This is a genomic window from Pseudomonas subflava, from assembly GCF_023823685.1.
GTDB classification, from domain to species: domain Bacteria; phylum Pseudomonadota; class Gammaproteobacteria; order Pseudomonadales; family Pseudomonadaceae; genus Aquipseudomonas; species Aquipseudomonas subflava.
The window spans coordinates 399,719-424,303 of sequence record NZ_JAMXBF010000003.1 but is presented as its reverse complement, the minus strand read 5'-3'; the positions used below and the strand labels follow the sequence as shown (position 1 = coordinate 424,303).

Below are 24,585 nucleotides of genomic sequence, written 5' to 3'. Positions count from 1 at the left end.
CTTACTGCAAAACCGCGTGCTTTCTTATCGTGGCCATTCTCCTGTGTGCTGGCTGTTCGGGCAATGATGCGGATCAATCTTCACGTCCCAACATACTGCTTATCCTAACCGACGATCTCGGTAACAACGATATCGGTAGTTGGGGTGATGGCGTCGCACCGACACCGACGCTGGATCAGCTCAGTCAGCGCTCGGTGCGATTTCGTCAGCACTACACGGACAGCACCTGCTCCCCCAGCCGAGCAGCACTGCTGACCGGTCTTGAACCCACCCGCATCGGCTTCCAACCTACCGCGCTAGGGTTGTCGATGGATCTGCATACGCTGCCCAAGCAACTTAGGCAGCTGGGCTACCGCACTTCGCATGTCGGGAAGTGGCACGTGGGCGAAGCATTGGAATACAGCACCATACAGCCCTCCCAGCAGGGGTTCGATTACTGGTTCGGGATGCTCAACCACTTCGTCCTGCAGGGGCCGAATGCAAAGGGCCAACTGGTGCGCAACCGTCCCACTCATTGGAACCCCTGGTTGCAGGAAAATGGCACGCCACCGCGACAGTACCAAGGCTACCTCGATGATATTCTCACCAATCGGGCAATCGGGCTGCTCGAGCGGCGCGGTGATCAGCCGTGGTTCATCAACCTCTGGCTGTATTCACCTCATACGCCTTATCAACCCCCAGCGGAGGATGCGGCGAGATTTTCGAGAACCCCTGAAGGTCGGTATCTGGCTGTTTTGGCGCGGCTGGATAAGAATGTCGCTCGTCTGCTGCAGGCGCTTGATGAGTCGGGGCAGGCAGAGAACACCATTGTCGTATTCACCAGCGACAACGGTGGAACCAACAAGGTACGAAACAATAACTGGCCGTTCACCGGTGTGAAGACCGAGTATCTGGAGGGAGGCCAACGAGCGCCTCTGCTGGTGTACTGGCCGAAGCGGTATCTTGACCGCGATATCGAAATCCCGAGCAGCATCACCGATATTTATCCCACCCTGATTGATCTAGCGGGAGGGAGTGACCCTAACGATCTGGATGGACGTAGTCTTGTCGGGGCCATGGACGGGGATGTAGGCATGCTGCATGAACGGCTGTTTTTTGCCGCTCCGGACAATCGTTTCGGCATGAGCTACGGCGGAAGGATCTTCTCCGAGCAGAGGATGTTCTATCAGTCTTTCCTCGGGGGGCTGCAGTCGATGACGGTTGCTCCTCCGATAGGTTCACAGCAGAAGGCGCCGACGACTGAGGCCTTCACTACGCAGCAGGCACTGCGGCGGATTACGAACTGGGAGCGCTCGGTGCGTCAACCTGGTTTCTCTTGGCAGCCGGCTGGGAGCGGATACCCTGCAAGTCTTTCGGGGCTGTCCATGCAGCGCGCGCCGGTTTTCGGCGGATACAGTTTGGGGCTCGCTTTGCGCCCCCCCGTGTTTTCGGGGCGAGTTCAGACGCTGGTTGAGCAGGAGGGCGTCTGGCAAGTTAGTTTGATGGCAGATCGCCGACTGCGTATCCGGCACTCTGGCGTGGAGCAGCTCAGCGCTCCTCTCTCCGCAGAGCAGGTATGTAACCGGCTGATCATCGGCGTGTATGTGGCTGAGGCGATCAGCATACCCTTCAGGAAACCCGCCGAGGCCAAGCTTAAGGTTTCCTGGAACGGTCAGAGCGTGCTCGAAAGCACCCGGTTATTGCGTCGGCCTAGCGATGAGGGCGCGCTAAGTCGTCCGACCTATATCGGGGGGCGTCGAAATGGGAGCGAAGCTTATGCTGGAGGAATCGACCAGCCGATTGTCATCAACAAGTTGCTGTATTCGGGGCAACCCGGGTACAGCCTTGATGACCTGGATCAATCCCTGTGTGCGGCAGCCCCGTGAGAGACTTGGACAGACCAGGACCAGTCGCCGACATGGCGCTACGTTAACCCGTGCAGAACCAAGAGCCAGGCATGATGCAGAATTCGCAAAACCCGATCTCGCTAAGCCCCATCAGGGAGTCCAGTGCCTTGTTAGGTGATCCAGGAGCATTGCGGGCTCGTTTCGAAGAAGAGGGCTACCTCTACCTGAAAGGCCTGCTGCCCAAGGCAAAAGTACAGGTACTGCAGGCGCAGATATTTGATATCTGCAAGCGTAAGCACTGGTTTTCCGGCGACGCAGCGTCCTTTGAGTCTGTCGAACCTTGTGTTGTGCCGGCGGTGGAAGGCGAGGTCGAGTATTTCAGTGTCTATGACGAAGTACAGCGCCTTGAGGCTTTTCATGCCTTGCCCCATGAGCCTGCTCTAATGGCGGTGATGGGCATACTGCTGGATGAAACGGCTTTCCCTCACCCGCTTTCCATCTGTCGACTCATGTTTCCGAACAATGCGGAGACGACCACCCCGCCGCATCAGGATTTTCCCAACAATCAGGGTACGACCGAGCTCTATGCCTGCTGGATGCCGCTGAGCGATTGTCCGGTCAATCTTGGAGGGCTGGCTTTCATGCCTGGATCTCACAAGCACGGGCTGTTGCCGTTGCAGTTCTCGCTCGGTGCCGGTAATCGTCAGGCGGTATTGCCCGACGCGTTGCAGGAAAAACCTTGGGTCACTGGTGATTACCAACAAGGCGATGTCCTGATTTTCCATAGTCTGATGCTGCATCGCGCACTGGACAATCAGACGAATCGAATGAGGGTGTCTGTCGACTACCGCTACCAGTCGGTTCGTGACCCGCTAACGGTCGGTTGTCTGAAGCCACATTTTCAGCGAGAAAGCTGGACGAGAATTTATGAGGGTTGGGCGTCCAGTCAGCTGCAGTTTTATTGGGAAAAATTGCCGCTGAAGTTTGTCGAGTGGACCGACAAGTATCATCAGTTGCCAGAAGGGCATTTGGAGGCTGCATTGGGGCAGACCATTCGCTACAACAAGCGGCGAGCGAAGCTGGCCGAACAGCTGAAGACGGGAGATGCGCCCGACTGAGTAGGATAGGTAAACAAAAAAACCCGGCATTAAGCCGGGTTTTTTATGAGCGGATCAGGCGCCTTACTCGACCGCCTTCACCATATCCTCAATCACCTTCTTGGCATCGCCAAACACCATCATCGTCTTGTCCATATAGAACAGTTCGTTGTCCAGGCCGGCGTAGCCGCTGGCCATGGAGCGCTTGTTGACGATGATGGTCTTGGCTTTGTAGGCCTCGAGGATCGGCATGCCGGCGATGGGCGATTTCGGATCGTTCTTCGCGGCCGGGTTGACCACGTCGTTGGCGCCGAGGACCAGGACCACGTCGGTCTGGCCGAACTCGGAGTTGATGTCCTCCATCTCGAACACCTGCTCGTAGGGCACTTCGGCCTCGGCCAGCAGGACGTTCATGTGGCCCGGCATGCGGCCGGCTACCGGGTGGATCGCGTACTTCACTGTCACGCCGCGGTGGGTCAGCTTCTCGGCCAGTTCCATCAGCGCGTGCTGGGCGCGAGCCACGGCCAGGCCGTAGCCGGGGACGATGACCACGGTGTCGGCGTTGGTCAGCAGGAAGGCGGCGTCGTCGGAGGAGCCCGACTTCACGTTGCGCTCCTGCTGCGCGCCAGCCGGGCCGCCGGCGTCGGCATCGGCGCCGAAGCCGCCGAGGATGACGTTGAAGAACGAGCGGTTCATCGCCTTGCACATGATGTACGAGAGGATGGCGCCGGACGAACCGACCAGCGAGCCGGCGATGATCAGCATCGAGTTGTTCAGCGAGAAGCCGATACCGGCGGCCGCCCAGCCCGAATAGGAGTTCAGCATCGACACCACGACCGGCATGTCTGCGCCGCCGATCGGGATGATGATCAGCACGCCGATGACGAAGGCCAGGGCCACCAGTACGGCGAAGGCGCGGATGTCACCGGTGAAGGTGAAGTACAGGCCGAGGGCGGTGATCGCCAGGCCGACCACCAGGTTCAGCATGTGCTGACCCTTGAACACCACCGGGGCGCCCTGGAACAGGCGGAACTTGTACTTGCCGGACAGCTTGCCGAAGGCGATCACCGAACCGGAGAAGGTGATGGCACCGATGGCCGCGCCGAGGAACAGCTCCAGGCGGTTGCCGGCCGGGATGGCGTCGCCCAGGTTGGCGACGATGCCGAGCGACTGCGGCTCGACCACCGCGGCGATGGCGATGAACACGGCGGCCAGGCCGATCATGCTGTGCATGAAGGCGACCAGCTCCGGCATCTTGGTCATCTCGACGCGCTTGGCCATGATGGCGCCCGCGCTGCCGCCGACCAGCAGGCCGACGATGACGAAGCCGATGCCCTGGACAGCCATATCGGCGCCCAGCTTGTAGATCAGGCCGAGGGTGGTGAGCACGGCGATGGCCATGCCGATCATGCCGAAGGCGTTGCCCTGGCGGGAGGTGGTCGGGTGCGACAGGCCTTTCAGCGCCTGGATGAAGCAGACGGACGCGACCAGGTACAGCAGGGTGATCAGGTTCATGCTCATCAGTGCTTCTCCGCCGAGGCCTTGGGCGCCTTCTTCTTGAACATTTCCAGCATGCGGCGGGTGACCAGGAAGCCACCGAACACGTTCACCGCGGCCAGGGCCACGGCCAGGGTGCCCATGGTCTTGCCGAGGGTGGTTTCGGTCAGCGCGGCGGCCAGCATGGCGCCGACGATGACGATGGCGGAGATCGCGTTGGTCACGGCCATCAGCGGGGTGTGCAGGGCCGGGGTGACGTTCCACACCACGTGGTAGCCCACGTAGATGGCCAGTACGAAGATGATCAGGTTGTAGATGCTGGGGGAGATCAGTTCCATCTCGCGACTCCTTAACCGTTCTTGCGCACGACTTCACCGCCCTTGCACATCAGGCAGGCGGCGACGATGTCGTCTTCGAGGTTGAGCTGGAACTGGGCTTCCTTGTCGATCACGAGCTTGAGGAAGTCCAGCAGGTTGCGGGCGTACAGGGCGGAGGCATCCGCCGGCACCAGCGCGGCCAGGTTGGTGTGGCCAACGAGCGTCACACCGTGCTTGACCACCACCTGATCGGCCTCGGTCAGCGGGCAATTGCCACCCTGAGCGGCGGCCAGGTCGATGACCACGGAGCCCGGCTTCATCTCGGCGACGGTGGCCTCGTGCAGCAGGGTGGGCGCCTTGCGGCCAGGAATCAGCGCGGTGGTGATGACGATGTCGGCCTGCTTGGCGCGCTCGTGCACGGCCTTGGCCTGGCGCTCCATCCAGGAGGCCGGCATCGGGCGGGCGTAACCGCCGACACCCTGGGCGCACTCGCGCTCCTCGTCGGTCTCGAACGGCACGTCGACGAACTTGGCGCCGAGCGATTCGATCTGCTCCTTCACCGCCGGGCGCACGTCGGAGGCCTCGATCACCGCACCCAGACGCTTGGCCGTGGCGATGGCCTGCAGGCCAGCCACGCCGGCGCCGAGGATCAGCACGCGGGCGGCCTTAACGGTACCGGCGGCGGTCATCAGCATCGGCATGAAGCGCGGGTAGTGGTTGGCGGCGAGCATCACGGCCTTGTAGCCGGCGATGTTGGCCTGCGAGCTCAGCACATCCAGGCTCTGCGCGCGGGAGGTACGCGGGGCGGCCTCCAGGGCGAAGGCGGTGATGCCGCGGGCGTTCATGCGCGCAATGGTGTCGTTGCAGAACGGGTTGAGCATGCCGACCAGCACCGCGCCGGACTTCATGTGGGCCAGTTCGGCTTCGGTTGGGGCGACCACTTTCAGCACCAGGTCGGCGCCGAAGGCAGCGGCGTCGCTGCCAATGGTCGCGCCGGCGGCTTCAAAGGCGCTGTCCGGGATGCTGGCGCTGACGCCGGCACCGCTCTGAACGGTCACCTGATGGCCCTGGCCAACCAGTTTCTTGACGGTTTCGGGCGTCGCGGCAACCCGCGTCTCCCCGGCATGGGTCTCGAGAGGAACACCGATGTGCACTGAGAAATCTCCTGCGTGATCGTTTTGATGAACCAGCGCACTACGTGTGGCACGCGGGTGAGTGGGATCAGCACAAAGCCGCACCGGAAGGGGGCGGGCGCGGCATTTTGCAGGCGATTGTCGAGGCCTTCAAGAAATTCTGAAGCGGTACTGTTTGATAACTACAAGTCATGCCGTGACTTGTAGTTCCTGCATTGGTCCGCAAAGTGCCGTTATTGCTGGGATGAAGCCGGATTTACGGAAGATCGCGGCGCAGAGCGGCATTCGGCGCGTGAATGGCCGTTCGTCGATTGACGACAAGGTGGCGGAAGTAAGGAGGGAAGTGCGGCAGAAAGTTTCGAGGACGCGACGCTTTGTAGTAAGCGCCAGTCGGGGACTACTTGAGCCCGGCGAGGCGGCCGCCCGAGCGACGGCCGCGATGGCCGGTCAGGAGGCCAGGGCCTTGGGTGGGCGGATGCAGGTGGGGCCGGCGCGGCGCTCCACCGCTTCCTGTACCTCCGGCCGCAGGCCGAGCAGGAAGCCCAGCTCGGCAACCACGAACAGCGGGCCGACCACCAGGCCCATCAGGTCGTCGACAAAGGCAGGCTTGCGGCCTTCGTAATAATGACCGACGAACTGGATGATCCAGCCGACCACGAACAGGCCGAGGCCGCCGCTCAGCCACACCAGCGTGCTCTGCTGCGCCAGCGCGGCGCCGGCCCACAGGCTGAGCGCCAGCAGCGCGGCCATCAGCACGCCGAAGCGCAGGTCCAGGCGCAGGTAGAAGACGCCGGCGACCAGCGCGGTGAGCAGCGCGGGCGAGGCCCACAGGCCGGCGACTTCCCAGCCCGGGCGTGACAGCAGCACGGCGACGGCGACCACGATCATCGGGATGCCGATGAAGTGGCTGAGGATGTTGCGGCGGTCGCGGTGGTATTCCGCGTACTGGCCGAGATGATCGACGAGGGTTTTCATTATTAGTGTCCTCAGCAAGGCGGGGGTGGTGGCATGATCTCGCCAGCCCCCGTTACCCGACTGTCAGCTAGCCGACAAAGCCATGACCGAGACGCCCGCCACCTATCGCTCGCTGCTGGAAAGCGGCCAGTGGTTCAGCCACCTGCCACAGGCCCTGTGCGATGCGCTGTTGAGCGAGGCACGTCTGCTGCAGCTGGAGCCGGGGCAGCGCTTGTTCCGCCGCGGCGATCCTCCCTGCGGGTTGTACGCCGTGCTTGAGGGGATGATGCGCGTCGGTGCGGTCAGTCGCGACGGCAAGGAGGCGCTGCTGACCCTGGTCGAGCCGCCCTACTGGTTCGGCGAGATCTCGCTGTTCGATGGCCAGCCGCGCACCCACGACGCCTATGCCGAGGGCCCGGCCCGCCTGCTGCAGGTGCCGCAAGCGGCGCTGCTGGCGCTGCTGGCGCGCGAGCCGGCGTACTGGCGCGACTTCGCCCTGCTGATGAGCCAGAAGCTGCGCCTGGCCTTCATCGCCCTGGAAGAGATGAGTCTGCTGCCGGCGGCGCCGCGCCTGGCCCGGCGCCTGCTGATGATGGCCGAGGGGTACGGCGAGACCGACCCGCGCAGCGTGCTGCACCTGGCTCAGGAGCAACTGGCGCTGATGCTCGGCCTGTCGCGGCAGACCACCAATCAGATCCTCAAGGACCTGGAGGCGCGCGGCGCCCTGCGTCTGACCTACGGCGGCATCGAGATCGCCGATCTCGGGATCTTGCGCCAGGCCGCAGGCGTCGGCTGAGGCGTGCGCTAAGCTGGCATAAGGCTTTTCGCCAGCACTTCCGCCTCCCGGACCTTCCACGATGTCGTCTGCCCTTCGCCGGCTCCTGCCCCTGCTGTTCCTGATGCTGTGCTGCGGCGCCGCCCGGGCCGAGCTGCCGCTGTTCGACCTGCGCCAGGCTGACCTGGACACGGTGCCACCGGTGCGCCTGCTCGAGGACCCCGTCGAGCAGCTGTCACTGCATCAGGCGCGAGCGCGCCTGCTCGACGAAGGTCAGGACCTGCGAGCCATTCCCTCCCTCGGCTGGAGCGACAGCGCCCGGTGGCTCGGCATGCGCCTGCAGGGGCGTGCCGGCCAGCGCTATTACCTGTGGCTGGACCACACCTACCTCGACGACGTGCAGTTCTGGGTGTTCGTCGACGATCAGTTGCAGCTCTACCGCCAGGTCGGCGACCTGCTGCCCTTCGCTCGCCGCGACGAGCCCTTGCGCGGCTTCCTGATGCCACTGCCGGGCCTCGGCACGGCGCAGCAGGAAGTGATCCTGCGGGTACGCAGCACCTCGTCGATCAGCCTGCCGATCAGGCTGTTGCCGGCCGAGCGAAAGGACCGCCTGCTCGCCACCACCTGGCTGAACAACGGTCTGATCGTCGGCGCGCTGCTGGTCATGGCGCTGTTCCACCTGCTCAAGTTCGCCATCGCGCCGGACCGCCGCCTGGGCTACTACTGCGCGACCATTCTCAGCGTCGCCTGGTACACCGCAGCGATCAACGACCTGACCAACCTGCTGGCCTGGCGCAACTGGCCGGCGGCCACGCCGTTCGAGACCAACCTGTTCGGCGTGCTCACGCTGATCTTCAGTACCCTGTTCATCAGCGCCTCACTGCGTCTGAACCACGGCCTGCCGCGGCGTCTGCGCGACCTGTTGATCCTCGCGCTGGGCGGCGTGCTGGTGTGGGTGCTGGCGAGCCCGACGCACAGCCAGGCGGCGCAGGCGATGAACCTGCTGTTGCTGGCGATCGGCCTGTTCCAGCTCGGCCTGACCCTGCTCGCGCTCTATCTGCGGCGGCCCTACGCCGGCTGGTTCGCGCTGTTCTGGAGCGGCGCCATTCTGCTCATGCTGATGCTCTCGCTGAGCCGCTCGGGGCTGGTGCCGCGCAACGCCTGGGTCGACGTGCTGCACGCCTGGCTGCCGGTGATCTGCGTGTTCCTCTTCGGCGTGCTCAACGGTCGCCAGCTGGACGACGTGCGCCAGGCGCTGCTGGCCTCCCGCGAGCAGGCCATCGCCAACCTGGAGCAGTACCGCGGGCTGTTCCGCAACGCCGCCGAAGGCATCTTCCGCTGCAACCGCCAGGGCCTGCTGCTGGAGACCAACCCCAGCTTCCTGCGCCTGCTCGGTCGCCCCGAGAGCGACGCCGAGCTGCTCCAGGCCCAGCCGATCCAGGGCCTGCTGGCGCCCGGCGACTGGCAGCGTCTCTGCGAGCAGCTGAGCGAGGCGCAGAGCATCGCCAGCGGCGAGGTGCAGCTGCAGACCGTCGATGGCCACAGCCGCTGGGTGCACCTGTCGCTGCACGAGCAGCGCAGCCAGCATTGCATCGAGGGCATCGTCGTCGACCTCAGCGAGCGACGCGCCCTGGAGCAGCGCCTGGCGCGCCTGGCCGCCCACGACTCGCTCACCGGGCTGGTCAACCGCCGCGAGCTGGAGCGCCTGCTGCAGGGCAGCCTGGAGGGCAGTGGGCGGCACTTCAGCCACCTGTTGTTCCTCGACCTGGACCAGTTCAAGCAGGTCAACGACCTCTGCGGCCATTCCGCCGGTGACCAACTGCTGCGCCAGCTGGCCGGCCACCTGCTCGGCTGCCTGCCGGGGCAGGCCGAGCTGGCGCGCATCGGCGGCGACGAGTTCGCCGTCCTGCTCGGCGGCTGCGACCGAGCCGAAGCGCTGGAGCACGCCGAGCGCTTGCGCCAGGCGGTGGAGGATTTCCTGTTCAGCTATGGCGGTAGGCCGTTCCGCCTGTGCGTGAGCATCGGCGTGCTCGAGCTGGCTTCCGGCGTGCGGGATTGGGAAGAGGCACTGAACTGGGCGGACAACGCCAGCAGCATGGCCAAGGCCCAGGGCCGCAACCGCGTTCACCTGTTTAACCCGGCCGACGGCGCGCTGGTCGAGCACCAGCGCCAGCTGCAGTGGATCGCCCGTCTGCGCGAGGCCATCGAGCGGCAGCACTTCGAGCTGTTCTACCAACCGGTGCGGTCGCTGCGCGGCGAGGAGACCGGCGCCCACTACGAGGTGCTGTTGCGCTACCGCGACCCGCAATCGGGCGAGTGGGTGGAGCCCGGGCAGTTCCTGGTCGCCGCCGAACGCTACGGCTTTCTCGCGCAGATCGACCGCTGGGTGTTGCGCCGCTACTGCCAGTGGCTGGCCGCCAACCCGCGCCACCTGCAGGCGCTGGCCCAGGTCAACATCAACCTCAGCGCGCCTTCGCTGCACGACCCGGATTTCCACGACCTGCTCGACGAGCTGCTCGACACCCACCGCCTGCCGGCCGGCAAGCTGTGCCTGGAAATCACCGAGATGGTGGCGCTGGCCGAGCTGGGCAGCTCGGCCGGATGGATCGAGCGCCTGCGTCAACGCGGGCTCAAGGTGGCGCTGGACGACTTCGGCAGCGGCTTCGCCTCCTACGCCTACCTGCGCCATCTGCCGCTGGACCTGCTGAAGATCGACGGCACTTTCGTACGCGGCATCGAGCGTGACCCGATCAACCGCGCCATGGTCGGCTCGATGGTGCAGATCGCCCATCAGCTGGGGCTGCGCACGGTGGCCGAGTTCGTCGAGAACGAGGCGGCCCAGACCTGCCTGCGCGAGCTGGGCATCGACTACGCCCAGGGCTATCTCATCGACCGCCCGCGGCCGCTGGCGGAGCTGGCCGACGAGCAGGCCGAGGCGCGCTAGGCGCTGCGCCGCGGTGCCGGCGCGGGGTTCGGCATCGAGCGATCCGGTTGACCCGCGGAGGCCGCGACCGCGCGCAGGCATCGATCCGCTGTCGATCGCTGAGAGACGATGCGACTGACGCAGCAGACCGCTGTTTCAGCCGGCGTCCGGGCGATCACACAGCTGCGACTGGATCAGCGCCCGGCTCGACTGCAGCACCTCCTCCTGGCGCTGCGGGCTGGCCAGCATGCGCGCCACCACCAGCGCGCCGACGCACTGGGCGAGGATGGCCCAGGCCAGTTGCGGGTCGCCGAGCGTCTCGCCCCACGCCTGCTGCAGGCGCACCAGCCAGTGCTCGGCGTTTTCGCGCACGCTGAGGTCGGCGCGGGCGATCTCCGGGCCGAGGGTGGGCAGCGCACAGCCGCTGTCGGGCTGCTCGACGTGCTTCATGCTCAGGTAGATGGCCAGGCAGCGCTGCAGCCTGTCGTGGCTGCCGCTGCCGAGCAGCTCGATGCTGTGGCTCAGCTCGCGCTCGACGATGGCGGCGAACAGCTCGTCCTTGGACGAGAAATGACCGTAGAAAGCACCGCCGGTGAGGCCGATGGCCTTCATCAAACCGTCGACTCCGGTACCGCCGAAACCGCCGCGCTTGGCCAGGGCGCCGCTGGTCTGCAGCAGCTTCTCGCGGGTCTGGGCCTTGTGTTCGGCGGAATAGCGCATCATCAACTCCTGCTTGACGGGTGTCGGGAGCGTAGCATAACGTCCGTTTACTAAGCGATCGTTTATCAAAAGGTGGCGACATGAATAACGACAAGAAGGTGGTGCTGGTGATCGGCGCCGGCGACGCCACCGGCGGTGCCATCGCCAAGCGTTTCGCCCGCGAGGGCTACGTGGCCTGCGTAACCCGGCGCAGCGCCGACAAGCTGCAGCCACTGGTCGACGAGATCCGCGCCGCCGGCGGCGAGGCCCACGGCTTCGCCTCCGATGCGCGCAAGGAAGAAGAGGTGGCGGCGCTGGTCGAGGGCATCGAACGCGACATCGGTCCGATCGAGGCCTTCGTCTTCAACATCGGCGCCAACGTGCCGTGCAGCATCCTCGACGAGACCGCGCGCAAGTATTTCAAGATCTGGGAGATGGCCTGCTTCGCCGGCTTCCTCAGCGCCCAGGCCGTGGCCCGGCGCATGGTCACCCGCGGTCGCGGCACCATCCTGTTCACCGGCGCCACCGCAGGCCTGCGCGGCGCCTCGCACTTCGCCGCCTTCGCCGGTGCCAAACATGGCATCCGCGCCCTGGCGCAGAGCATGGCGCGCGAGCTGGGGCCGCGGAACATCCACGTCGCCCATGTGGTGGTGGACGGCGCCATCGACACCGTCTTCATCCGCGACAACTTCCCGGACCTGTACGCGCGCAAGGACCAGGATGGCATCCTCGACCCGGCGCACATCGCCGACAACTACTGGTTCCTCCACGCCCAGCCGCGCGACGCCTGGACCTTCGAGCTCGATCTGCGCCCCTGGACCGAAAAATGGTGAACGGCGCCGAGGCGCCGTTGGCGGCTTGGCTCATGTTCACCGGCTTCGGCCAGCTGCGCTTCTAACCGGCCCGCCGCCGGTCCCGAACGCCGCTCGCAAGGCCGCGATACCTTGCAGCACAATCACAAGAGAGAAGCCATTCATGAGCAAGACCCTAGAGTTCTATTTCGACTTCGGCAGCCCCACCACCTACCTGGCCTGGACCCAGCTGCCGGCGATCTGCGCCGCGGCCGGCGCCAGCCTGGTGTACAAGCCGATGCTGCTGGGCGGCGTGTTCCAGGCCACCGGCAACGCCTCGCCGGTGACCATCCCGGCCAAGGGCCGCTTCATGATCCAGGACCTGGCGCGCTACGCCCGGCGCTACCAGGTGCCGATGCAGTTCAACCCGTACTTTCCGATCAACACCCTGCCGCTGATGCGCGCCGCGGTGGCCGTGCAGCGGCACATGCCGGAGCGTTTCGAGGCCTTCCTCAAGCTGATCTTCGAGGCCCTGTGGGTACAGGCGCGCAATCTCGGCGACCCGACCGTACTGGCGGAGGTACTCGCTTCGGGAGGCTTCGAGCCGCAGCGGCTGCTGGCGCTGATCGCCGAGCAGGAGGTCAAGGATGGGCTCAAGGCGATCACCGAGGAGGCGGTCAAGCGCGGGGTGTTCGGCGCGCCGAGCATGTTCGTCGGCGACGAGCTGTTCTTCGGCCAGGACCGCCTGGACTTCGTGCGCGAGGCACTCGAGGCCTGAGTTAGCGCACGTCGGTCAGCCGCGGCAGCTTCTCCAGCGCCGCGGCGTCCAGGCGCAGCATGCGCGCGGCCTTGTGCTCGGCCAGCGGCGCGAAGGGCTGATCGGCACCGACCTGGGCCGCCTGAGCGGCCAGGTTGAGCACCAGCGCCTCGCGTGTGTAGACGCCGCTGTCCAGCTGAAACACCGCCTTGACCAATTGGCGTAGCTCCAGCGGCAGGCGCCAGCGAATGCGCAGCGCCGAGCCGAAGGGCGCGGCGTGGCGCGCCATGGCCTTCTCCAGGCTGCCTTCGTCCAGCGCGCCGCCCTGGCTGTGCCAGTCCTGCAGGGTGCGCAGCAACGCCAGGTCGCCGAGGCGGTGCAGCAGGCCGGCGGTGAAGCAGCGTTCGGCATCCGCCTCCAGGCGCGCGGCCAGCCAGTGGGCCAGCTCGGCGACCCGCTGCGATTGGGCCCAGACCTTCAGGCCGCTGGCGGTCAGCAGCGGATCTTCCAGGCTGGCGCCGCGCTGCAGCGCCAGGCCCAGCGCCAGGTTCAGGCTGTGCTTGGTGCCCAGCCGCTGCAGGGCCTGCGCCAGCGTCTGGCAACCACCGCCGCGGTGCTGCGCGGCGGTGTTGGCGGCGGCGATCAGCTGAGCGGTGAGCTGCGGGTCGTTGTGGAAGCGCCGCTGCAGATCGTCCAGGTCGGGCAGGGTGGCGCCCTGCAGCAGTTCCAGGGTGTCGTGTACCGCGCCGAGCAGCGGGGCACCGGCGGAGGTTTCGCGGGTGCGCTCGAGGTAGGCGTCGAGCTTTTCCTCCGGTGCCAGCGTCGGCAGCGGGCAGACCACTTCCTCGCCGGGCTCCAGCAGCACCTGGCGCAGGCGGCGCAGCAGGTCGTCGGCGTCGAAGGGCTTGGCCAGGTAGGCAGTGGGTGCCAGCGGCACGGCGGCGCGCACGCTGCTGGCGTCGATCTTCTCGGTGATCAGGAAGAACGGCAGCGGTGGCTGGCGGCGCTGCCGGCGCACCTCGCGCAGCAGGTCGAGGCCGCCGATGCCGGGCAGGCCGAAGTCGACAATCATCAGTTGCGGGGCGCTCTGGCGACACTGCTGCAGCACGCTTTCGCCATCCTTGAGGGTGACGATCTCGGCGTCGCAGCGGGCGCTGCGCACCAACTGGCCGATCAGTTCCGAGGTCCAGCGGTCCGCTTCGCCGATGATCACGCGCGGGGCCCTTGCCGGTTCGCTCATGGCCGCACTTCCGTAAACGGGACTTCCCAGCAGCCTAGTCAAGTTCTCCGCTGGCGAGCAAACCGCGCGAGGAGTGGGCAAAAAAAGACCCGCCGGGGAGGCGGGTCGCAGGGGATGCGCCAGGCCTGGTGAGGGCCGGGCGAATCGGGCATGGACCCCGTTCCCGGGGCCACGCAGGAGGTGGCGTCAGGCCAGCTCGTCGAAGCACTCGGCGACGATGGCGATACCTTTTTCCAGCTGGGCGTCGGGAATGGTCACCGGCATCAGGAAGCGCAGCACGTTGTAGTAGGTGCCGCACGACAGCAGGATCAGGCCCTTCTCGCGCGCCCTGGCGACGATCTTGCCGACCAGCTCGGCGGCCGGCTTGCTATGGTCGCCACCTTCGAACAGCTCGATGGCGACCATCGAGCCCAGGCCGCGCACGTCACCGATGACCTTGTGCTTGGCGGCGATGGCGTTGAGGCCGGCCTTGAGCTTCTCGCCCACGGCTTGCGAGCGCTCCAGCAGCTTCTCCTCGTCGAACACCTTGAGCACGGCCAGGGCCGCGGCGCAGGCGATCGGGCTGCCGGCATAGGTACCGCCCAGGCCGCCGGGCGCGATGACGTCCATGATCTCGGCCTTGCCGCACACACCGGAGATCGGGAAGCCGCCGCCGACCGATTTGGCGAAGGTGGTCAGGTCCGGAACGATGCCCAACTGCTCGGTGGCGAAGAAGGTGCCGGTACGGCCGGCGCCGGTCTGCACTTCGTCGGCGATCAGCAGGATACCGTGCTGGTCGCACAGGGCGCGCAGGCGCTGCATGAACGGCTTGGAGTTTACGTAGAAGCCACCCTCGCCCTGCACCGGCTCGATGATGATCGCGGCGATGTCCTGGGGCTGGGCGTCGTTCTTGAAGATGCGCTCGATGCTGGCGATGGACTCGTCCTCGCTCACGCCGTGCAGCGGGCACGGCGCCAGGGCGCGGAACACGCCGCCGGGCATCAGGCCCATGCCGGCGGAGTAGGGCACGACCTTGCCGGTCAGGCTCAGGGTCATCATGGTGCGGCCGTGGTAGGCGCCGGTGAAGGCGATCACGCCGGCGCGGCCGGTGGCGGCACGGGCGATCTTCACCGCGTTCTCGACGGCTTCGGAGCCGGAGGTGACCAGCAGGGTCTTCTTGGCGAAGTCGCCCGGTACGCGCTTGGCGATCTCTTCGCACAGCTCGATGTAGGGCTCGTAGGCCAGCACCTGGAAGCAGGTATGGGTCAGCTTGCCCAGCTGCTCCTGCACGGCGGCGATCACCTTCGGATGCAGGTGGCCGGTGTTCAGCACGGCGATGCCGCCGGCGAAGTCGATGTACTCGCGGCCGTCGACATCCCACACGGTGGCGTTCTCGGCGCGCTCGGCGACGATCGGGTGGATCTGGCTGACGCCGCGGGCCACGGCGGCCTGGCGACGTTGCAGGAGGGATTCGTTCTTGCTCATGTTGTCCTCATAAGCCGCTTATGGCGGCCCGGTCCAAGGATGATGACGGGGCTGGGCAGGCTCGCAGCTGGCGATGATCGAACTGCTGCCTTTCCCGCTGGCCGTCGGCTGGGTTAGCCGGTGCCACCACCGGAAACGCCGACGCCGGGTGACCACGACTCCTGCCTGTCACCCGACACCCACGGATTCATATCTGGAAAGCTTGGAAACTGATTCATAGCCTCGCGAGCTAGAGCCAGGCAAGGCGGAAGTGGCCGAGGGAGCGCAGTTTACGAGCTGTAAATGAGCATCCCGAGGCCGCTTTCAACGCAGGCTGGCCGACGCGCAGCAGGCTACGGATCGGTTTCACACGCCGCCCAGGCACATGTATTTGATCTCGAGGTAGTCCTCGATGCCGTATTTGGAGCCTTCGCGGCCCAGGCCGGAAGCCTTCACGCCACCGAACGGCGCCACTTCGTTGGAGATCAGGCCGGTGTTGATGCCGACCATGCCGTACTCCAGGGCCTCGGCCACGCGGAACACGCGGCCCAGGTCGCGGGCGTAGAAGTAGGAGGCGAGGCCGAACTCGGTGTCGTTGGCCATGGCGATCACTTCGGCCTCGTCCTTGAAGCGGAACAGCGGCGCCAGCGGGCCGAAGGTCTCGTCCTTGGACACCAGGGCGTTCTTCGGCACGTCGACCAGGATGGTCGGCTCGAAGAAGGTGCCGCCCAGGGCGTGCGGCTTGCCGCCGAGCACGACCTTGGCGCCCTTGCCGACCGCGTCGTCGATGTGCTCGCGGACCTTGGCCACGGCCTTCTCGTCGATCAGCGGGCCGGTGGTGATGCCCTCTTCCAGGCCGTTACCGATGTTCAGTTTGGCCACGGCGGCTTTGAGCTTCTCGACGAAGGCGTCATAGACGCTGTCCTGGATGTACAGGCGGTTGGCGCAGACGCAGGTCTGGCCGTTGTTGCGGTACTTGGAGATCAGCGCGCCTTCCACGGCGGCGTCCAGGTCGGCATCGTCGAAGACGATGAACGGCGCGTTGCCGCCCAGCTCCAGGGACACCTTCTTGATGTCGTGGGCGCACTCGGCCATCAGCTGGCGGCCGATCTCGGTGGAGCCGGTGAAGGTCAGCTTGCGCACAATCGGGTTGCTGGTCAGCTCGCCGCCGACCTCGCCGGCGCTGCCGGTGACCACGCTGAACACGCCTTTCGGGATGCCGGCGCGCTCGGCCAGTTCGGCCAGGGCCAGGGCGGAGAAGGGGGTCTGCGAGGCGGGCTTGAGCACCATGGTGCAGCCGGCGGCCAGGGCCGGGCCGGCCTTGCGGGTGATCATCGCCGCCGGGAAGTTCCACGGGGTGATGGCGGCGGTCACGCCGATCGGCTGCTTGATCACGATCAGGCGCTTGTCCGGCTGGTGGCCGGGGATGACGTCGCCGTAAACGCGCTTGGCTTCCTCGGCGAACCACTCGATGAAGGAGGCTGCATAGGCGATTTCGCCCTTGGCCTCGGCCAGCGGCTTGCCCTGCTCCAGGGTCATCAGGCGGCCCAGGTCGTCCTGGTTGGCCATGATCAGCTCGAACCACTTGCGCAGCTTCTGCGCGCGTTCCTTGGCGGTCAGCGCGCGCCAGGCCGGCAACGCCTTCTCGGCGGCCTCGATGGCACGGCGAGTCTCGGCACGGCCCATCTTCGGCACGTTGCCGATGATTTCGCCGGTCGCCGGGTTGTTCACGGCGATGGTCTGGCCGCTGTCGGCGTTCGACCAGGTGCCGTCGATATAGGCTTGCTGGCGGAACAGCTGGGCGTCTTTCAATTGCATGGTGTTCTCCTGGTGCGGCGCCGACGGGCAGGCAGCGATGCGGATGGCCGAGGCGAATCTCGGCCGGCGTTTGAAATGTCAAACGAATGCTAGGGCCGGCGGGGGCAAAGGGCAATAGCCATGTTCGATAAAACCAACGAAATCGCGAGAAAGGATGACCGCCATCCTGCCCCTGCCCGGCTCCCCGTGAGACCCGGTTTGCCGCGCTGGCCTCCGGGACGAGCGGACGGGCGGGCGGCGCGGGTGACAGTCGGCACGGCTGTTCTCGATTCCGAACACTCGTGTCGCCCGAGCCGGCGACCGTCAGCGCTCGCCGCGTAGCGAATCGCGGTACTGGCTGGGGCTCTGCCCGGTCCAGCGCTTGAAGGCGCGGCTGAAGCTGCTGCTGTCGGCGAAGCCGAGCAGGTAGGCCACCTCGCTGATCGAGCAGTCGTCCTCGCGCAGGTGGTTCTGCGCCAGGTCGCGGCGGGTGTCGGCCAGCACCTGCTCGTAGCTGCCGCCTTCCTCGCTAAGGTGCCGCTGCAGGCTGCGCAGGCTCAGGTGCAGGCCGTGGGCCAGGGCCTCGGCAGAGGGTTCGCCGTTCGGCAGGCATTGCTCCAGCGCGCGGCGCAGGCGGCGGCTGACGGTGTCGGGTTGCAGCGCCTCCAGGCGTTTCTGCAGCACCGCCTCGTTGTGTGCGGCCAGCTCCGGGTTGCCATCGCCGAGCGGGCGGTCGAGGTCGGTGCAGGCGAAGCACAGCATGTCTTCGGCGGCGGCGAAGTGCACCGGGGCGCGGAACACCTCCAGCCAGGGGCCGGGGTCCGCGGGCGGCGGCCGGCGCAAATGCACGGCCAGCGGCGCGTAGTCGCGGCCCAGGCGGTTGCGGCAGGTGCGCACATAAATGGTGGCGAAGGCATCGATGGCTTCGGGTGCCGGCGCGGGCGAGCCCGGCGGCAGACGGAAATGTAGCTGACAGACGTCGTCCACCTCGCGCAGCTCCAGCACCAGGGCGTCGCTGACCACCTGGTGATAACGCACGATGCGCTCGAACACCTCGCGCAGGCTGCCGCTGGCCATCACCGCCAGGCCCATGGCGTGGAAGGTGGTCGGCGCCACGTGCCGCGAAGTGTGCAGGCCCAGGGTCGGGTCGCCGCTGGCGATCACCGCCAGCTGCCACAGGCGCGTGGTGGCGTGCAGCGGGTAGCGCGCGTTGGGATCGTCCATCAGCGCCGGGTCGAGGCCCGCTTCGCGGCACAGCGCGGCGCTGTCCAGGCCGAGGGCGTCGAGCTGACGGCGCAGGGCACGGGTCCAGCTGGCCAGGGTGGAGGGTTCAGTCATTCAGGTTGGCATTCTCGGTCAACAGGTTGGCGTCGTCGGTCGGGCGTGCCGCCGCGGGGGCGCGCACTCTAGCCTCGCCTGATCACAACAACAGTCCGCGGCGCCCGGCCGGCGCCGAACAAGAGGATGCGTGCATGACCCCGACTCCTGCAACCCACCAAGAGCGCTCGGCGCACATTCGCGCCGTGGTGATGGCCCGCGGCGACGAGCTGCGCAAGTGCTACCCGATCCTGCGCCACCAGGACGCCCTCGGCGCCGGCATCCTGGCCTTCGCCCTGGCCGGCATGGTCGGCAGCGCCTGGCTTTACGCCGAGGGCGCCATCGCCTGGTGGGCGTGCCTGCTGGCCAATGCGTTCTTCGCCTCGCTGACCCACGAGCTGGAGCACGACCTGATCCACTCCATGTACTTCCGCAAGCAGCGCGTGCCGCACAACCTGATGATGGCGCTGGTGTGGATGGCCCGGCCGAGCACGATCAATCCGTGGATTCGTCGCCACCTGCACCTCAACCACCACAAGGTCTCCGGCACCGAGACCGACCTGGAGGAGCGCGCCATCACCAACGGCGAGCCGTGGGGCTTCGCCCGCCTGCTGATGGTCGGCGACAACGTGATGTCTTCCTTCATCCGCTTCCTGCGGGCGCCGACCTGGGAGCGCCGCAAGATGATCGTCAGTCGCACGCTCAAGGGCTACGCGCCGCTGGGCCTGCTCAACTGGGGCGCCTGGTACGTGTTCCTCGGCTTCCACCTGATCGACTTCGTCGCCGCCGCTGCCGGCGCGCCGGTGGCCTGGTCGGCCACCACCCTGGCGGTGATGGATGGCATCACCTTCGCCGTGGTCGTGCTGGTCGGCCCCAACGTGCTGCGCACCTTCTGCCTGCACTTCGTCAGCTCCAACATGCACTACTACGGTGACGTCGAGCTGGGCAATGTGGTGCAGCAGACCCAGGTGCTCAACCCCTGGTGGCTGTGGCCGCTGCAGGCGTTCTGCTTCAACTTCGGCAGCACCCATGCGATCCACCATTTCGTGGTCAAGGAGCCCTTCTACCTGCGCCAGATGACCGCGCCGGTGGCCCACCGGGTGATGCGCGAGATGGGCGTGCGCTTCAACGACTTCGGCACCTTCGCCCGCGCCAACCGCTGGCATCCGCTGAATCAGCCGGCCGCCACCACCGCACAGCCGGCCGCCTGAGTCACGCGTCAGTTCCCTCTCTCGCTCGCGGGAGAGGGGCTTCTGCCTTTTCCCGGCCTCTCTTCCGGCAATGGAAAGGGGACCGCTCCGACGCCTCCTTTTGGATCTCCCATGAATATCCTGATCGTCCACGCTCATCCCGAGCCGCAGTCCTTCTGCACCGCCATGAAGGACCTGGCCGTCGCCACCCTGGAGGGCGCCGGCCACCAGGTCCGCGTCTCCGACCTTTATGCCATGGGCTGGAATCCTGTCGCCTCGGTCGCCGACTTCGGCGCACGCAGCAACCCCGATTACCTGGTCTACGCCCTTGAGCAGCGCGAGGCGGTCAAGGCCGGCGCCATCGCCGCGGACATCGCCGCCGAGCTGGACAAGCTGTTGTGGGCGGACCTGCTGATCCTCAACTTCCCGCTGTTCTGGTGCTCGGTGCCGGCCATGCTCAAGGGCTGGATCGACCGCGTGCTGGTCTCCGGCACTTGCTACGGCGGGCTGCGCTTCTATGACCGCGGCGGCCTGGCCGGCAAGCGTGCGCTGCTCAGCTTCACCCTCGGTGGGCAACAGCACATGTTCGCGGGCGAAGAGGCCGTGCACGGCGACTGGGAACCCATGCTGCGCCCGCTGCAGCGCGGCACTCTCGCCTACGTCGGAATGAGCGTGCTGCCGCCATTCACCGCCTATCACGTGCCCTACATCGGCCATGAGGCGCGCGAGGACATCCTGCGCCGCTACGGCGACTACCTGCTGCAACTGGAGTTCGCCGAACCGCTGCACTTCCCCTCGCTGGCCGACTTCGACCGGGCGCTCAACCCGTTGCAACGCGAGGTGCCGGCATGAAGACCTGGATCTGTGTGATCTGCGGCCTGATCTACGACGAGGCCAGGGGCTGGCCGGACGACGGCATCCCCGCCGGCACGCCCTGGGCCGAGGTCCCCGATGACTGGCTGTGCCCGGACTGCGGCGTCAGCAAGGCCGACTTCGACATGCAGGAGCTCTGACCGACCACCCGCATGGACGCCCGCGAGGCGGATGCGTATGATTGCGCCCCGCAACGCATCCGTAGCTCAGCTGGATAGAGTACTGCCCTCCGAAGGCAGGGGTCGTGGGTTCGAATCCCGCCGGATGCGCCATACAAAAAAGCCCTGGGCAGATGCCCGGGGCTTTTTTATTGGGCTCAGGGTTATGGGCGGTAGTGTTCGATGCGGTAGCCCGCGCGCTCCAGCTCGTGGAGCAGCCCGTGCTCGCCGGCGAGGTGCAGGGCGCCGACCAGCACCAGCGTCCGCTGGGGTTCGCCGGCCATGCGACGGATCTGCGGGAGCCAATTGCGGTTACGCTCGACCAGCATGCCGTCATAGGCCGCGGGCATGAGCGCCTGCATCTCGCTCGCCCACTCGCCGAGCTTCTCGAGGTCGCCGGCGAGCAACGCGTTCTGCATCTGATCCGCCAGTGGCGGCTGCTCCTCGATGGCGTCGAGGGTGTCGGCCAGCAGCACATCCGGCTCCACGCCTGCGAAGGCATCAATGGCACGCAGCTGGTCTTCGGGGGTTTCCAGCGTGGCGATGGTCTTGCCGGCTGCGCGCGCCTGTTCCGCGAGCGCCAGGTCGAGAAACAGGGTGCGGCCCTCGCGCAGCATCTGTAGCGAGCTCAGCATCACGGAGGCGTAGCCGGGAGTGAAGCGCTCCAGGTGGGCCAGCGGAACCTGGTTGGCCTGGGCATACCGCTCCAGGCGTTGCCAGGACTGCGGTGAGAGCCGTGCCCGCAGGGACTCGCCCTCGGGCAGGGCGAAACGCCGGTTCATCTCCATGGCGAATTCCGGCCGGGCGACCTGCCGGGGATCGGTCTCGAAGGCGACTCGCTCGGCGCTTTCGAGCGCCTGGCGATATTCCGTCGGCAGCGGCATGTCGGCAGGGCGCAGCATGTGGATTGTGCCGGCGATCAGGATGCGTTCCGTGCCCTTCTCGACGCGCCAGACGCCCGAGTCGGCGAGCGTCCAGGAAGACAGCAGCAGGCAGATCAGGGGCAGGCATTTCAGGCGTTTCATGACTCGTCCTTGAGTGGGTGGCGAGTCGGCATGCTAATCCACGGTCGCGCCAATGCAAGCGTCGCGGTCACTCTCTCGCCCGTGCGGCAAGAGAGTGACCTGACGGATACTTCACCCCAGCCAGCCCTCCGCCTTGGCCCGGGCCACGGCCTGGGTGCGGCGCTGTACGCCGAGCTTGACGTTGATGCGCCGCGCGTGGGTCTTCACCGTGTGCAGGGAGATGTACAGCTGCTCGGCGATCTGCTGGTTGGAGTGGCCCTGGGCGATCAGGCTCAGTACGGCCAGCTCGCGCTTGCTCAGCAGCGACTCGCCGACAGCGGCGGCGCCTTCGGCGGTCTGCTGCAGCAGGCCTTGCGGCCAGGCCGGGTGGCCCTTGAGCCAGTCCGGTTGACGCTGCTGCAGGTTGAGCAAGGCCAGGGCCTGCTGCTGGCGCTGCGCTTCGCCGACGGCAATGCGCAGCAGGGCGTCGGCCTCTTCGTCGCGCCCGGCTAGGTGCAGGGCTTCGGCCTGGACCAGGCGGGCCTGGGTGGCCAGACTGTGGTGGCCGCTGTGTCGGCAGTCGTCATGCAGTTGCTGCAGGGCGGGCAGCACGGCCGCGGCCTCGCCGAGAACCAGGTCGGCCTGGGCCAGGCACAGGCGCGCGCGCGGCAACAGGTCGTAGAAGCCGGAAGGCGCCAGCAGGCGCTCTTCCTCCAGGCGGCGGGACACGCGCAGGAAGGCCTGGCGGGCCTGCCGCGCATCGCCCTGGCGCAGCCAGAGATTGCCCTGGGCCAGCTGCAGCATCTCCCGGTAGCGCACTTCCGGCACGTGCAGCCACTGCATCTTGCGCTCGGCGCGGCGCAGCAGTTGCTCGCCGTGTTCGTGTTCGCCCTGGGCCGCTGCCAGTTCGGCCAGGCCGAGGTAGCCGAACAGCAGATAGGCGTCCTCGCAGCTCTCGGCCTCCTGCACGCCCGTCTGCAGGACGGTCCGCGCCATTTCCAATTCGCCGTGGCTGGCCAGCAGGGTGCCGCGCAGCAGCAGCAGGCGCGCGTGCACCGGACCGCGCAGGTTGGCGCCCTGCAGCAGCTGCAGGCACTGCTCGGCCAGGTCCAGTGCGCGCTCGCGCTCGCCGAGCATGGCCAGCAGGTGGATGTGGTCGACGCTGAGCAGGGCCTCGAACAGCACGTTGCCGCGCAGGCGCGCCAGGCGCAGGCCCTCGTGGCTGTATTGCTGGGCGCTGACCAGATCCAGCTCGGCCATCGCCTGCTGGGTCAGCGCCTGGTGGCAGAGGATGTGTTGCGACCAGGCCGATTCGTGCAGCACCGGCAGGGCCTCCAGGCAATGCTGGCGGGCGCTGGCCTGGCCGCGCTGGCGCTGCAGCACGCCCTGCACCGCCTGGTACTGGGCGACCAGCTGCTGCTGACGGCGCGCATCGGGCTGCGGCAGGAAACGCGCGAGGTCGACGAGGCAGGCCTCCACTTCGTCGAGGCGGGCGCAGATGATCAGCGCCCAGGCCTGCAGCATGATCAGCCGCGGCGTGCTGCTGAACAGGCTGGCCGGCAGCTCGTCGCGCCAATGCAGGAACTGGGCGACGCTGTGGCCGATCAGCAACTGGTCCTGGCCATAGCGCTGCAGGTAGTTGGCGGCGACGTCCGGCTGCTCGGCCCACAGCGCGTGCTCGACCGCCTCACGCACCGCGCCACGCCCGGCGAACCACTGACAGGCGCGCACGTGAGCCTGCAGCGGCGTCTGACCGCCGGGCAGGCGCTTGAGCATGGCGGCCAGCGGCCGCCACAGGCGGAACCACTCGCCGCAGCTGTCCAGGCCGTGGAGGAACAGCTGGCGCTGGCGCAGCTGCTCGAGCACGCCGGCGCCGCCGTGATCTTCCAGCAGGTGCTCGCACAGGGCGGCGGAGAAGCGCGGCATGTGCGCCAGCACGAACAGGGCGTGGAGCAGCGCCGGGGGCACGCCGGCCAGCACCTCGCGCTCCAAGTAGTCGAGCAGCAGCGGCGTGCCGGCGGCCAGGCGCTGGCCCAGGTTGTCGGCGCTGCCGCCGATCAGCAGCAGGCAGATGCCGGCCAGCCAGCCTTCGCTGTGGTGCAGCAGGTGGGCGGCGAGCTCTTCGGGCAGCGCTTGCTGGCGCTGCTTGAGCAGGCGGCCGAGTTCGTCCTGGTCGAGGGCCAGGTCGTGGGCGTCAAGTTCCTGCAGGTCGCCCTGCAGCAACAGGCGGGGCAGGTTCCAGGCCGGCCGGCGGCGGCCGCCGATCCACCAGCGCAGGGTGTGCGGCGCGCGTTCGAGCAGGCGGTCGAGGCAGGCGTCTAGCTCGGCGCAGGGCTGGCGCGGGTAGTCGTCGAGGATGATCCACAACGGCTGTTCGACGCGGCCGAGCAGCAGCCCCAGCTCGGCGCAGGGCTCGCCATCGCCATGCGGCAGTTGCAGGGCGGCGGCCAGGCGGGCGAGCAGCTCGGCGGGGCTGTGCGGATGGCCGAGCAGGTCGAGCCACACCACACGGGTGTTCATGGGCGCGTGACGGGCGCATTCGTTGAGCAGCACGCTCTTGCCGAAGCCGGCGGGGGCGCAGACCAGGGTGAGGCGGCTGTCGCCGGCCAGCAGGGCCTGGGTCAGGCGCGTACGGGAAATATGCGCCGCCGGCAGGCGTGGCAGGGAGGGGTCCGGTTGGCGCGGGGTGGCGGCCGGATGCAGGGCGCGAACCTTTTCGTGCATGGTCGTGGCCTCGGCTCTTGTAGTTGTTGTAAGCGAGAGGTCGATCTTATCCAATTCGTTGCCCACGAGG

General features: G+C 66.9%; 20 protein-coding genes and 1 tRNA gene. 10 read left to right on the top strand and 11 right to left on the bottom strand.

Features of this window, described 5'->3' with window-relative positions; genetic code table 11:
* Positions 1-29 precede the first annotated feature (29 nt).
* Both NF616_RS05380 and NF616_RS05375 read left to right on the top strand, forming a co-directional pair.
* Positions 30-1,865: a sulfatase-like hydrolase/transferase gene (locus NF616_RS05380; RefSeq protein ID WP_252272054.1), complete on the top strand. Its 1,836-nt coding sequence runs from the start codon at positions 30-32 to the stop codon at positions 1,863-1,865.
* Between the two features lie 71 nt (positions 1,866-1,936).
* Positions 1,937-2,944, top strand: a complete 1,008-nt coding sequence (locus tag NF616_RS05375) for a phytanoyl-CoA dioxygenase family protein (protein ID WP_252272052.1) — start codon at positions 1,937-1,939, stop codon at positions 2,942-2,944.
* Between the two features lie 63 nt (positions 2,945-3,007).
* On the opposite strand, the gene NF616_RS05370 is transcribed toward NF616_RS05375, so the two are convergent.
* The 4 genes from NF616_RS05370 to NF616_RS05355 form a co-directional block, all read right to left on the bottom strand.
* Complete coding sequence (locus NF616_RS05370) at positions 3,008-4,444, bottom strand: NAD(P)(+) transhydrogenase (Re/Si-specific) subunit beta (protein WP_252272050.1); 1,437 nt, start codon at positions 4,442-4,444, stop codon at positions 3,008-3,010.
* On the bottom strand, positions 4,444-4,758 hold the full coding sequence (locus tag NF616_RS05365) for an NAD(P) transhydrogenase subunit alpha part 2 (RefSeq protein WP_252272049.1): 315 nt from the start codon (positions 4,756-4,758) through the stop codon (positions 4,444-4,446). Before NF616_RS05365 ends, NF616_RS05370 begins: the two co-directional genes overlap by 1 nt.
* 11 nt (positions 4,759-4,769) lie before the next feature.
* Positions 4,770-5,891 carry a Re/Si-specific NAD(P)(+) transhydrogenase subunit alpha gene (locus tag NF616_RS05360; RefSeq protein WP_252272047.1) on the bottom strand — a complete coding sequence of 374 codons (1,122 nt, stop codon included), beginning with the start codon at positions 5,889-5,891 and terminating at the stop codon, positions 4,770-4,772.
* Between the two features lie 426 nt (positions 5,892-6,317).
* A complete protein-coding gene (locus tag NF616_RS05355) occupies positions 6,318-6,845 on the bottom strand; it encodes an Mpo1 family 2-hydroxy fatty acid dioxygenase (protein WP_252272045.1) in 528 nt (175 codons plus the stop codon).
* A gap of 82 nt (positions 6,846-6,927) precedes the next feature.
* Between NF616_RS05355 and NF616_RS05350 the strand changes: the two genes are divergently transcribed.
* Together NF616_RS05350 and NF616_RS05345 are read left to right on the top strand one after the other, a co-directional pair.
* Positions 6,928-7,620 carry a Crp/Fnr family transcriptional regulator gene (locus NF616_RS05350; RefSeq protein WP_252272044.1) on the top strand — a complete coding sequence of 231 codons (693 nt, stop codon included), beginning with the start codon at positions 6,928-6,930 and terminating at the stop codon, positions 7,618-7,620.
* A 61-nt stretch (positions 7,621-7,681) separates the two neighbouring features.
* Positions 7,682-10,543: an EAL domain-containing protein gene (locus tag NF616_RS05345; RefSeq protein WP_252272042.1), complete on the top strand. Its 2,862-nt coding sequence runs from the start codon at positions 7,682-7,684 to the stop codon at positions 10,541-10,543.
* Positions 10,544-10,678: 135 nt separating this feature from the next.
* Here NF616_RS05345 and NF616_RS05340 read toward each other — a convergent pair whose 3' ends face one another.
* A complete protein-coding gene (locus NF616_RS05340) occupies positions 10,679-11,242 on the bottom strand; it encodes a TetR/AcrR family transcriptional regulator (protein WP_252272041.1) in 564 nt (187 codons plus the stop codon).
* An 80-nt stretch (positions 11,243-11,322) separates the two neighbouring features.
* Between NF616_RS05340 and NF616_RS05335 the strand changes: the two genes are divergently transcribed.
* Positions 11,323-12,054 (top strand): SDR family oxidoreductase, encoded by a 732-nt coding sequence (locus NF616_RS05335; RefSeq protein ID WP_252272039.1) that lies wholly within the window; start codon positions 11,323-11,325, stop codon positions 12,052-12,054.
* A 142-nt stretch (positions 12,055-12,196) separates the two neighbouring features.
* Positions 12,197-12,790: a 2-hydroxychromene-2-carboxylate isomerase gene (locus NF616_RS05330; RefSeq protein ID WP_252272037.1), complete on the top strand. Its 594-nt coding sequence runs from the start codon at positions 12,197-12,199 to the stop codon at positions 12,788-12,790.
* Between the two features lies 1 nt (position 12,791).
* On the opposite strand, the gene NF616_RS05325 is transcribed toward NF616_RS05330, so the two are convergent.
* The 4 genes from NF616_RS05325 to NF616_RS05310 form a co-directional block, all read right to left on the bottom strand.
* Positions 12,792-14,009, bottom strand: coding sequence for an HDOD domain-containing protein (locus tag NF616_RS05325; RefSeq protein ID WP_252272036.1), 1,218 nt, complete (start codon positions 14,007-14,009; stop codon positions 12,792-12,794).
* Positions 14,010-14,195: 186 nt separating this feature from the next.
* The gene (gene gabT, locus NF616_RS05320; protein ID WP_252272034.1) at positions 14,196-15,473 is read right to left on the bottom strand and encodes a 4-aminobutyrate--2-oxoglutarate transaminase; all 1,278 of its coding nucleotides are present in this window, start codon (positions 15,471-15,473) and stop codon (positions 14,196-14,198) included.
* A gap of 345 nt (positions 15,474-15,818) precedes the next feature.
* Complete coding sequence (gene gabD / locus NF616_RS05315; RefSeq protein WP_252272032.1) at positions 15,819-17,270, bottom strand: NADP-dependent succinate-semialdehyde dehydrogenase; 1,452 nt, start codon at positions 17,268-17,270, stop codon at positions 15,819-15,821.
* A 303-nt stretch (positions 17,271-17,573) separates the two neighbouring features.
* Complete coding sequence (locus NF616_RS05310) at positions 17,574-18,587, bottom strand: AraC family transcriptional regulator (RefSeq protein WP_252272031.1); 1,014 nt, start codon at positions 18,585-18,587, stop codon at positions 17,574-17,576.
* A 134-nt stretch (positions 18,588-18,721) separates the two neighbouring features.
* Here NF616_RS05310 and NF616_RS05305 point away from each other — a divergent pair, with 134 nt between their 5' ends.
* From NF616_RS05305 to NF616_RS05290, 4 genes are all read left to right on the top strand, one after another.
* Entirely contained in the window at positions 18,722-19,777 is a 1,056-nt protein-coding gene (locus tag NF616_RS05305) for a fatty acid desaturase (protein ID WP_252272030.1), read from the top strand.
* A 111-nt stretch (positions 19,778-19,888) separates the two neighbouring features.
* Complete coding sequence (locus NF616_RS05300) at positions 19,889-20,608, top strand: NAD(P)H-dependent oxidoreductase (protein WP_252272028.1); 720 nt, start codon at positions 19,889-19,891, stop codon at positions 20,606-20,608.
* The gene (locus tag NF616_RS05295) at positions 20,605-20,769 is read left to right on the top strand and encodes a rubredoxin (protein WP_252272027.1); all 165 of its coding nucleotides are present in this window, start codon (positions 20,605-20,607) and stop codon (positions 20,767-20,769) included. The genes NF616_RS05300 and NF616_RS05295 overlap by 4 nt, the downstream gene beginning before the upstream one ends.
* 55 nt (positions 20,770-20,824) lie before the next feature.
* Positions 20,825-20,901: transfer RNA gene (locus NF616_RS05290), tRNA-Arg, on the top strand.
* Positions 20,902-20,951: 50 nt separating this feature from the next.
* Here the strand turns inward: NF616_RS05290 and NF616_RS05285 are convergent.
* Both NF616_RS05285 and NF616_RS05280 read right to left on the bottom strand, forming a co-directional pair.
* Positions 20,952-21,812 (bottom strand): TraB/GumN family protein, encoded by an 861-nt coding sequence (locus NF616_RS05285; protein WP_252272025.1) that lies wholly within the window; start codon positions 21,810-21,812, stop codon positions 20,952-20,954.
* 111 nt (positions 21,813-21,923) lie between these two features.
* On the bottom strand, positions 21,924-24,515 hold the full coding sequence (locus NF616_RS05280) for a LuxR C-terminal-related transcriptional regulator (RefSeq protein ID WP_252272023.1): 2,592 nt from the start codon (positions 24,513-24,515) through the stop codon (positions 21,924-21,926).
* Between the last annotated feature and the right edge of the window lie 70 nt (positions 24,516-24,585).

Bases quoted from the DNA above. Each gene is read 5' to 3' on its own strand.
- NF616_RS05375 (WP_252272052.1), top strand. From the start codon at position 1,937: ATGATGCAGAATTCGCAAAACCCGATCTCGCTAAGCCCCATCAGGGAG.
- NF616_RS05370 (WP_252272050.1), bottom strand. From the start codon at position 4,444: ATGAGCATGAACCTGATCACCCTGCTGTACCTGGTCGCGTCCGTCTGC.
- NF616_RS05365 (WP_252272049.1), bottom strand. From the start codon at position 4,758: ATGGAACTGATCTCCCCCAGCATCTACAACCTGATCATCTTCGTACTG.
- NF616_RS05355 (WP_252272045.1), bottom strand. From the start codon at position 6,845: ATGAAAACCCTCGTCGATCATCTCGGCCAGTACGCGGAATACCACCGC.
- NF616_RS05350 (WP_252272044.1), top strand. From the start codon at position 6,928: ATGACCGAGACGCCCGCCACCTATCGCTCGCTGCTGGAAAGCGGCCAG.
- NF616_RS05345 (WP_252272042.1), top strand. From the start codon at position 7,682: ATGTCGTCTGCCCTTCGCCGGCTCCTGCCCCTGCTGTTCCTGATGCTG.
- NF616_RS05340 (WP_252272041.1), bottom strand. From the start codon at position 11,242: ATGCGCTATTCCGCCGAACACAAGGCCCAGACCCGCGAGAAGCTGCTG.
- NF616_RS05335 (WP_252272039.1), top strand. From the start codon at position 11,323: ATGAATAACGACAAGAAGGTGGTGCTGGTGATCGGCGCCGGCGACGCC.
- NF616_RS05330 (WP_252272037.1), top strand. From the start codon at position 12,197: ATGAGCAAGACCCTAGAGTTCTATTTCGACTTCGGCAGCCCCACCACC.
- NF616_RS05325 (WP_252272036.1), bottom strand. From the start codon at position 14,009: ATGAGCGAACCGGCAAGGGCCCCGCGCGTGATCATCGGCGAAGCGGAC.
- gabT (WP_252272034.1), bottom strand. From the start codon at position 15,473: ATGAGCAAGAACGAATCCCTCCTGCAACGTCGCCAGGCCGCCGTGGCC.
- gabD (WP_252272032.1), bottom strand. From the start codon at position 17,270: ATGCAATTGAAAGACGCCCAGCTGTTCCGCCAGCAAGCCTATATCGAC.
- NF616_RS05310 (WP_252272031.1), bottom strand. From the start codon at position 18,587: ATGACTGAACCCTCCACCCTGGCCAGCTGGACCCGTGCCCTGCGCCGT.
- NF616_RS05305 (WP_252272030.1), top strand. From the start codon at position 18,722: ATGACCCCGACTCCTGCAACCCACCAAGAGCGCTCGGCGCACATTCGC.
- NF616_RS05300 (WP_252272028.1), top strand. From the start codon at position 19,889: ATGAATATCCTGATCGTCCACGCTCATCCCGAGCCGCAGTCCTTCTGC.
- NF616_RS05295 (WP_252272027.1), top strand. From the start codon at position 20,605: ATGAAGACCTGGATCTGTGTGATCTGCGGCCTGATCTACGACGAGGCC.
- NF616_RS05285 (WP_252272025.1), bottom strand. From the start codon at position 21,812: ATGAAACGCCTGAAATGCCTGCCCCTGATCTGCCTGCTGCTGTCTTCC.
- NF616_RS05280 (WP_252272023.1), bottom strand. From the start codon at position 24,515: ATGCACGAAAAGGTTCGCGCCCTGCATCCGGCCGCCACCCCGCGCCAA.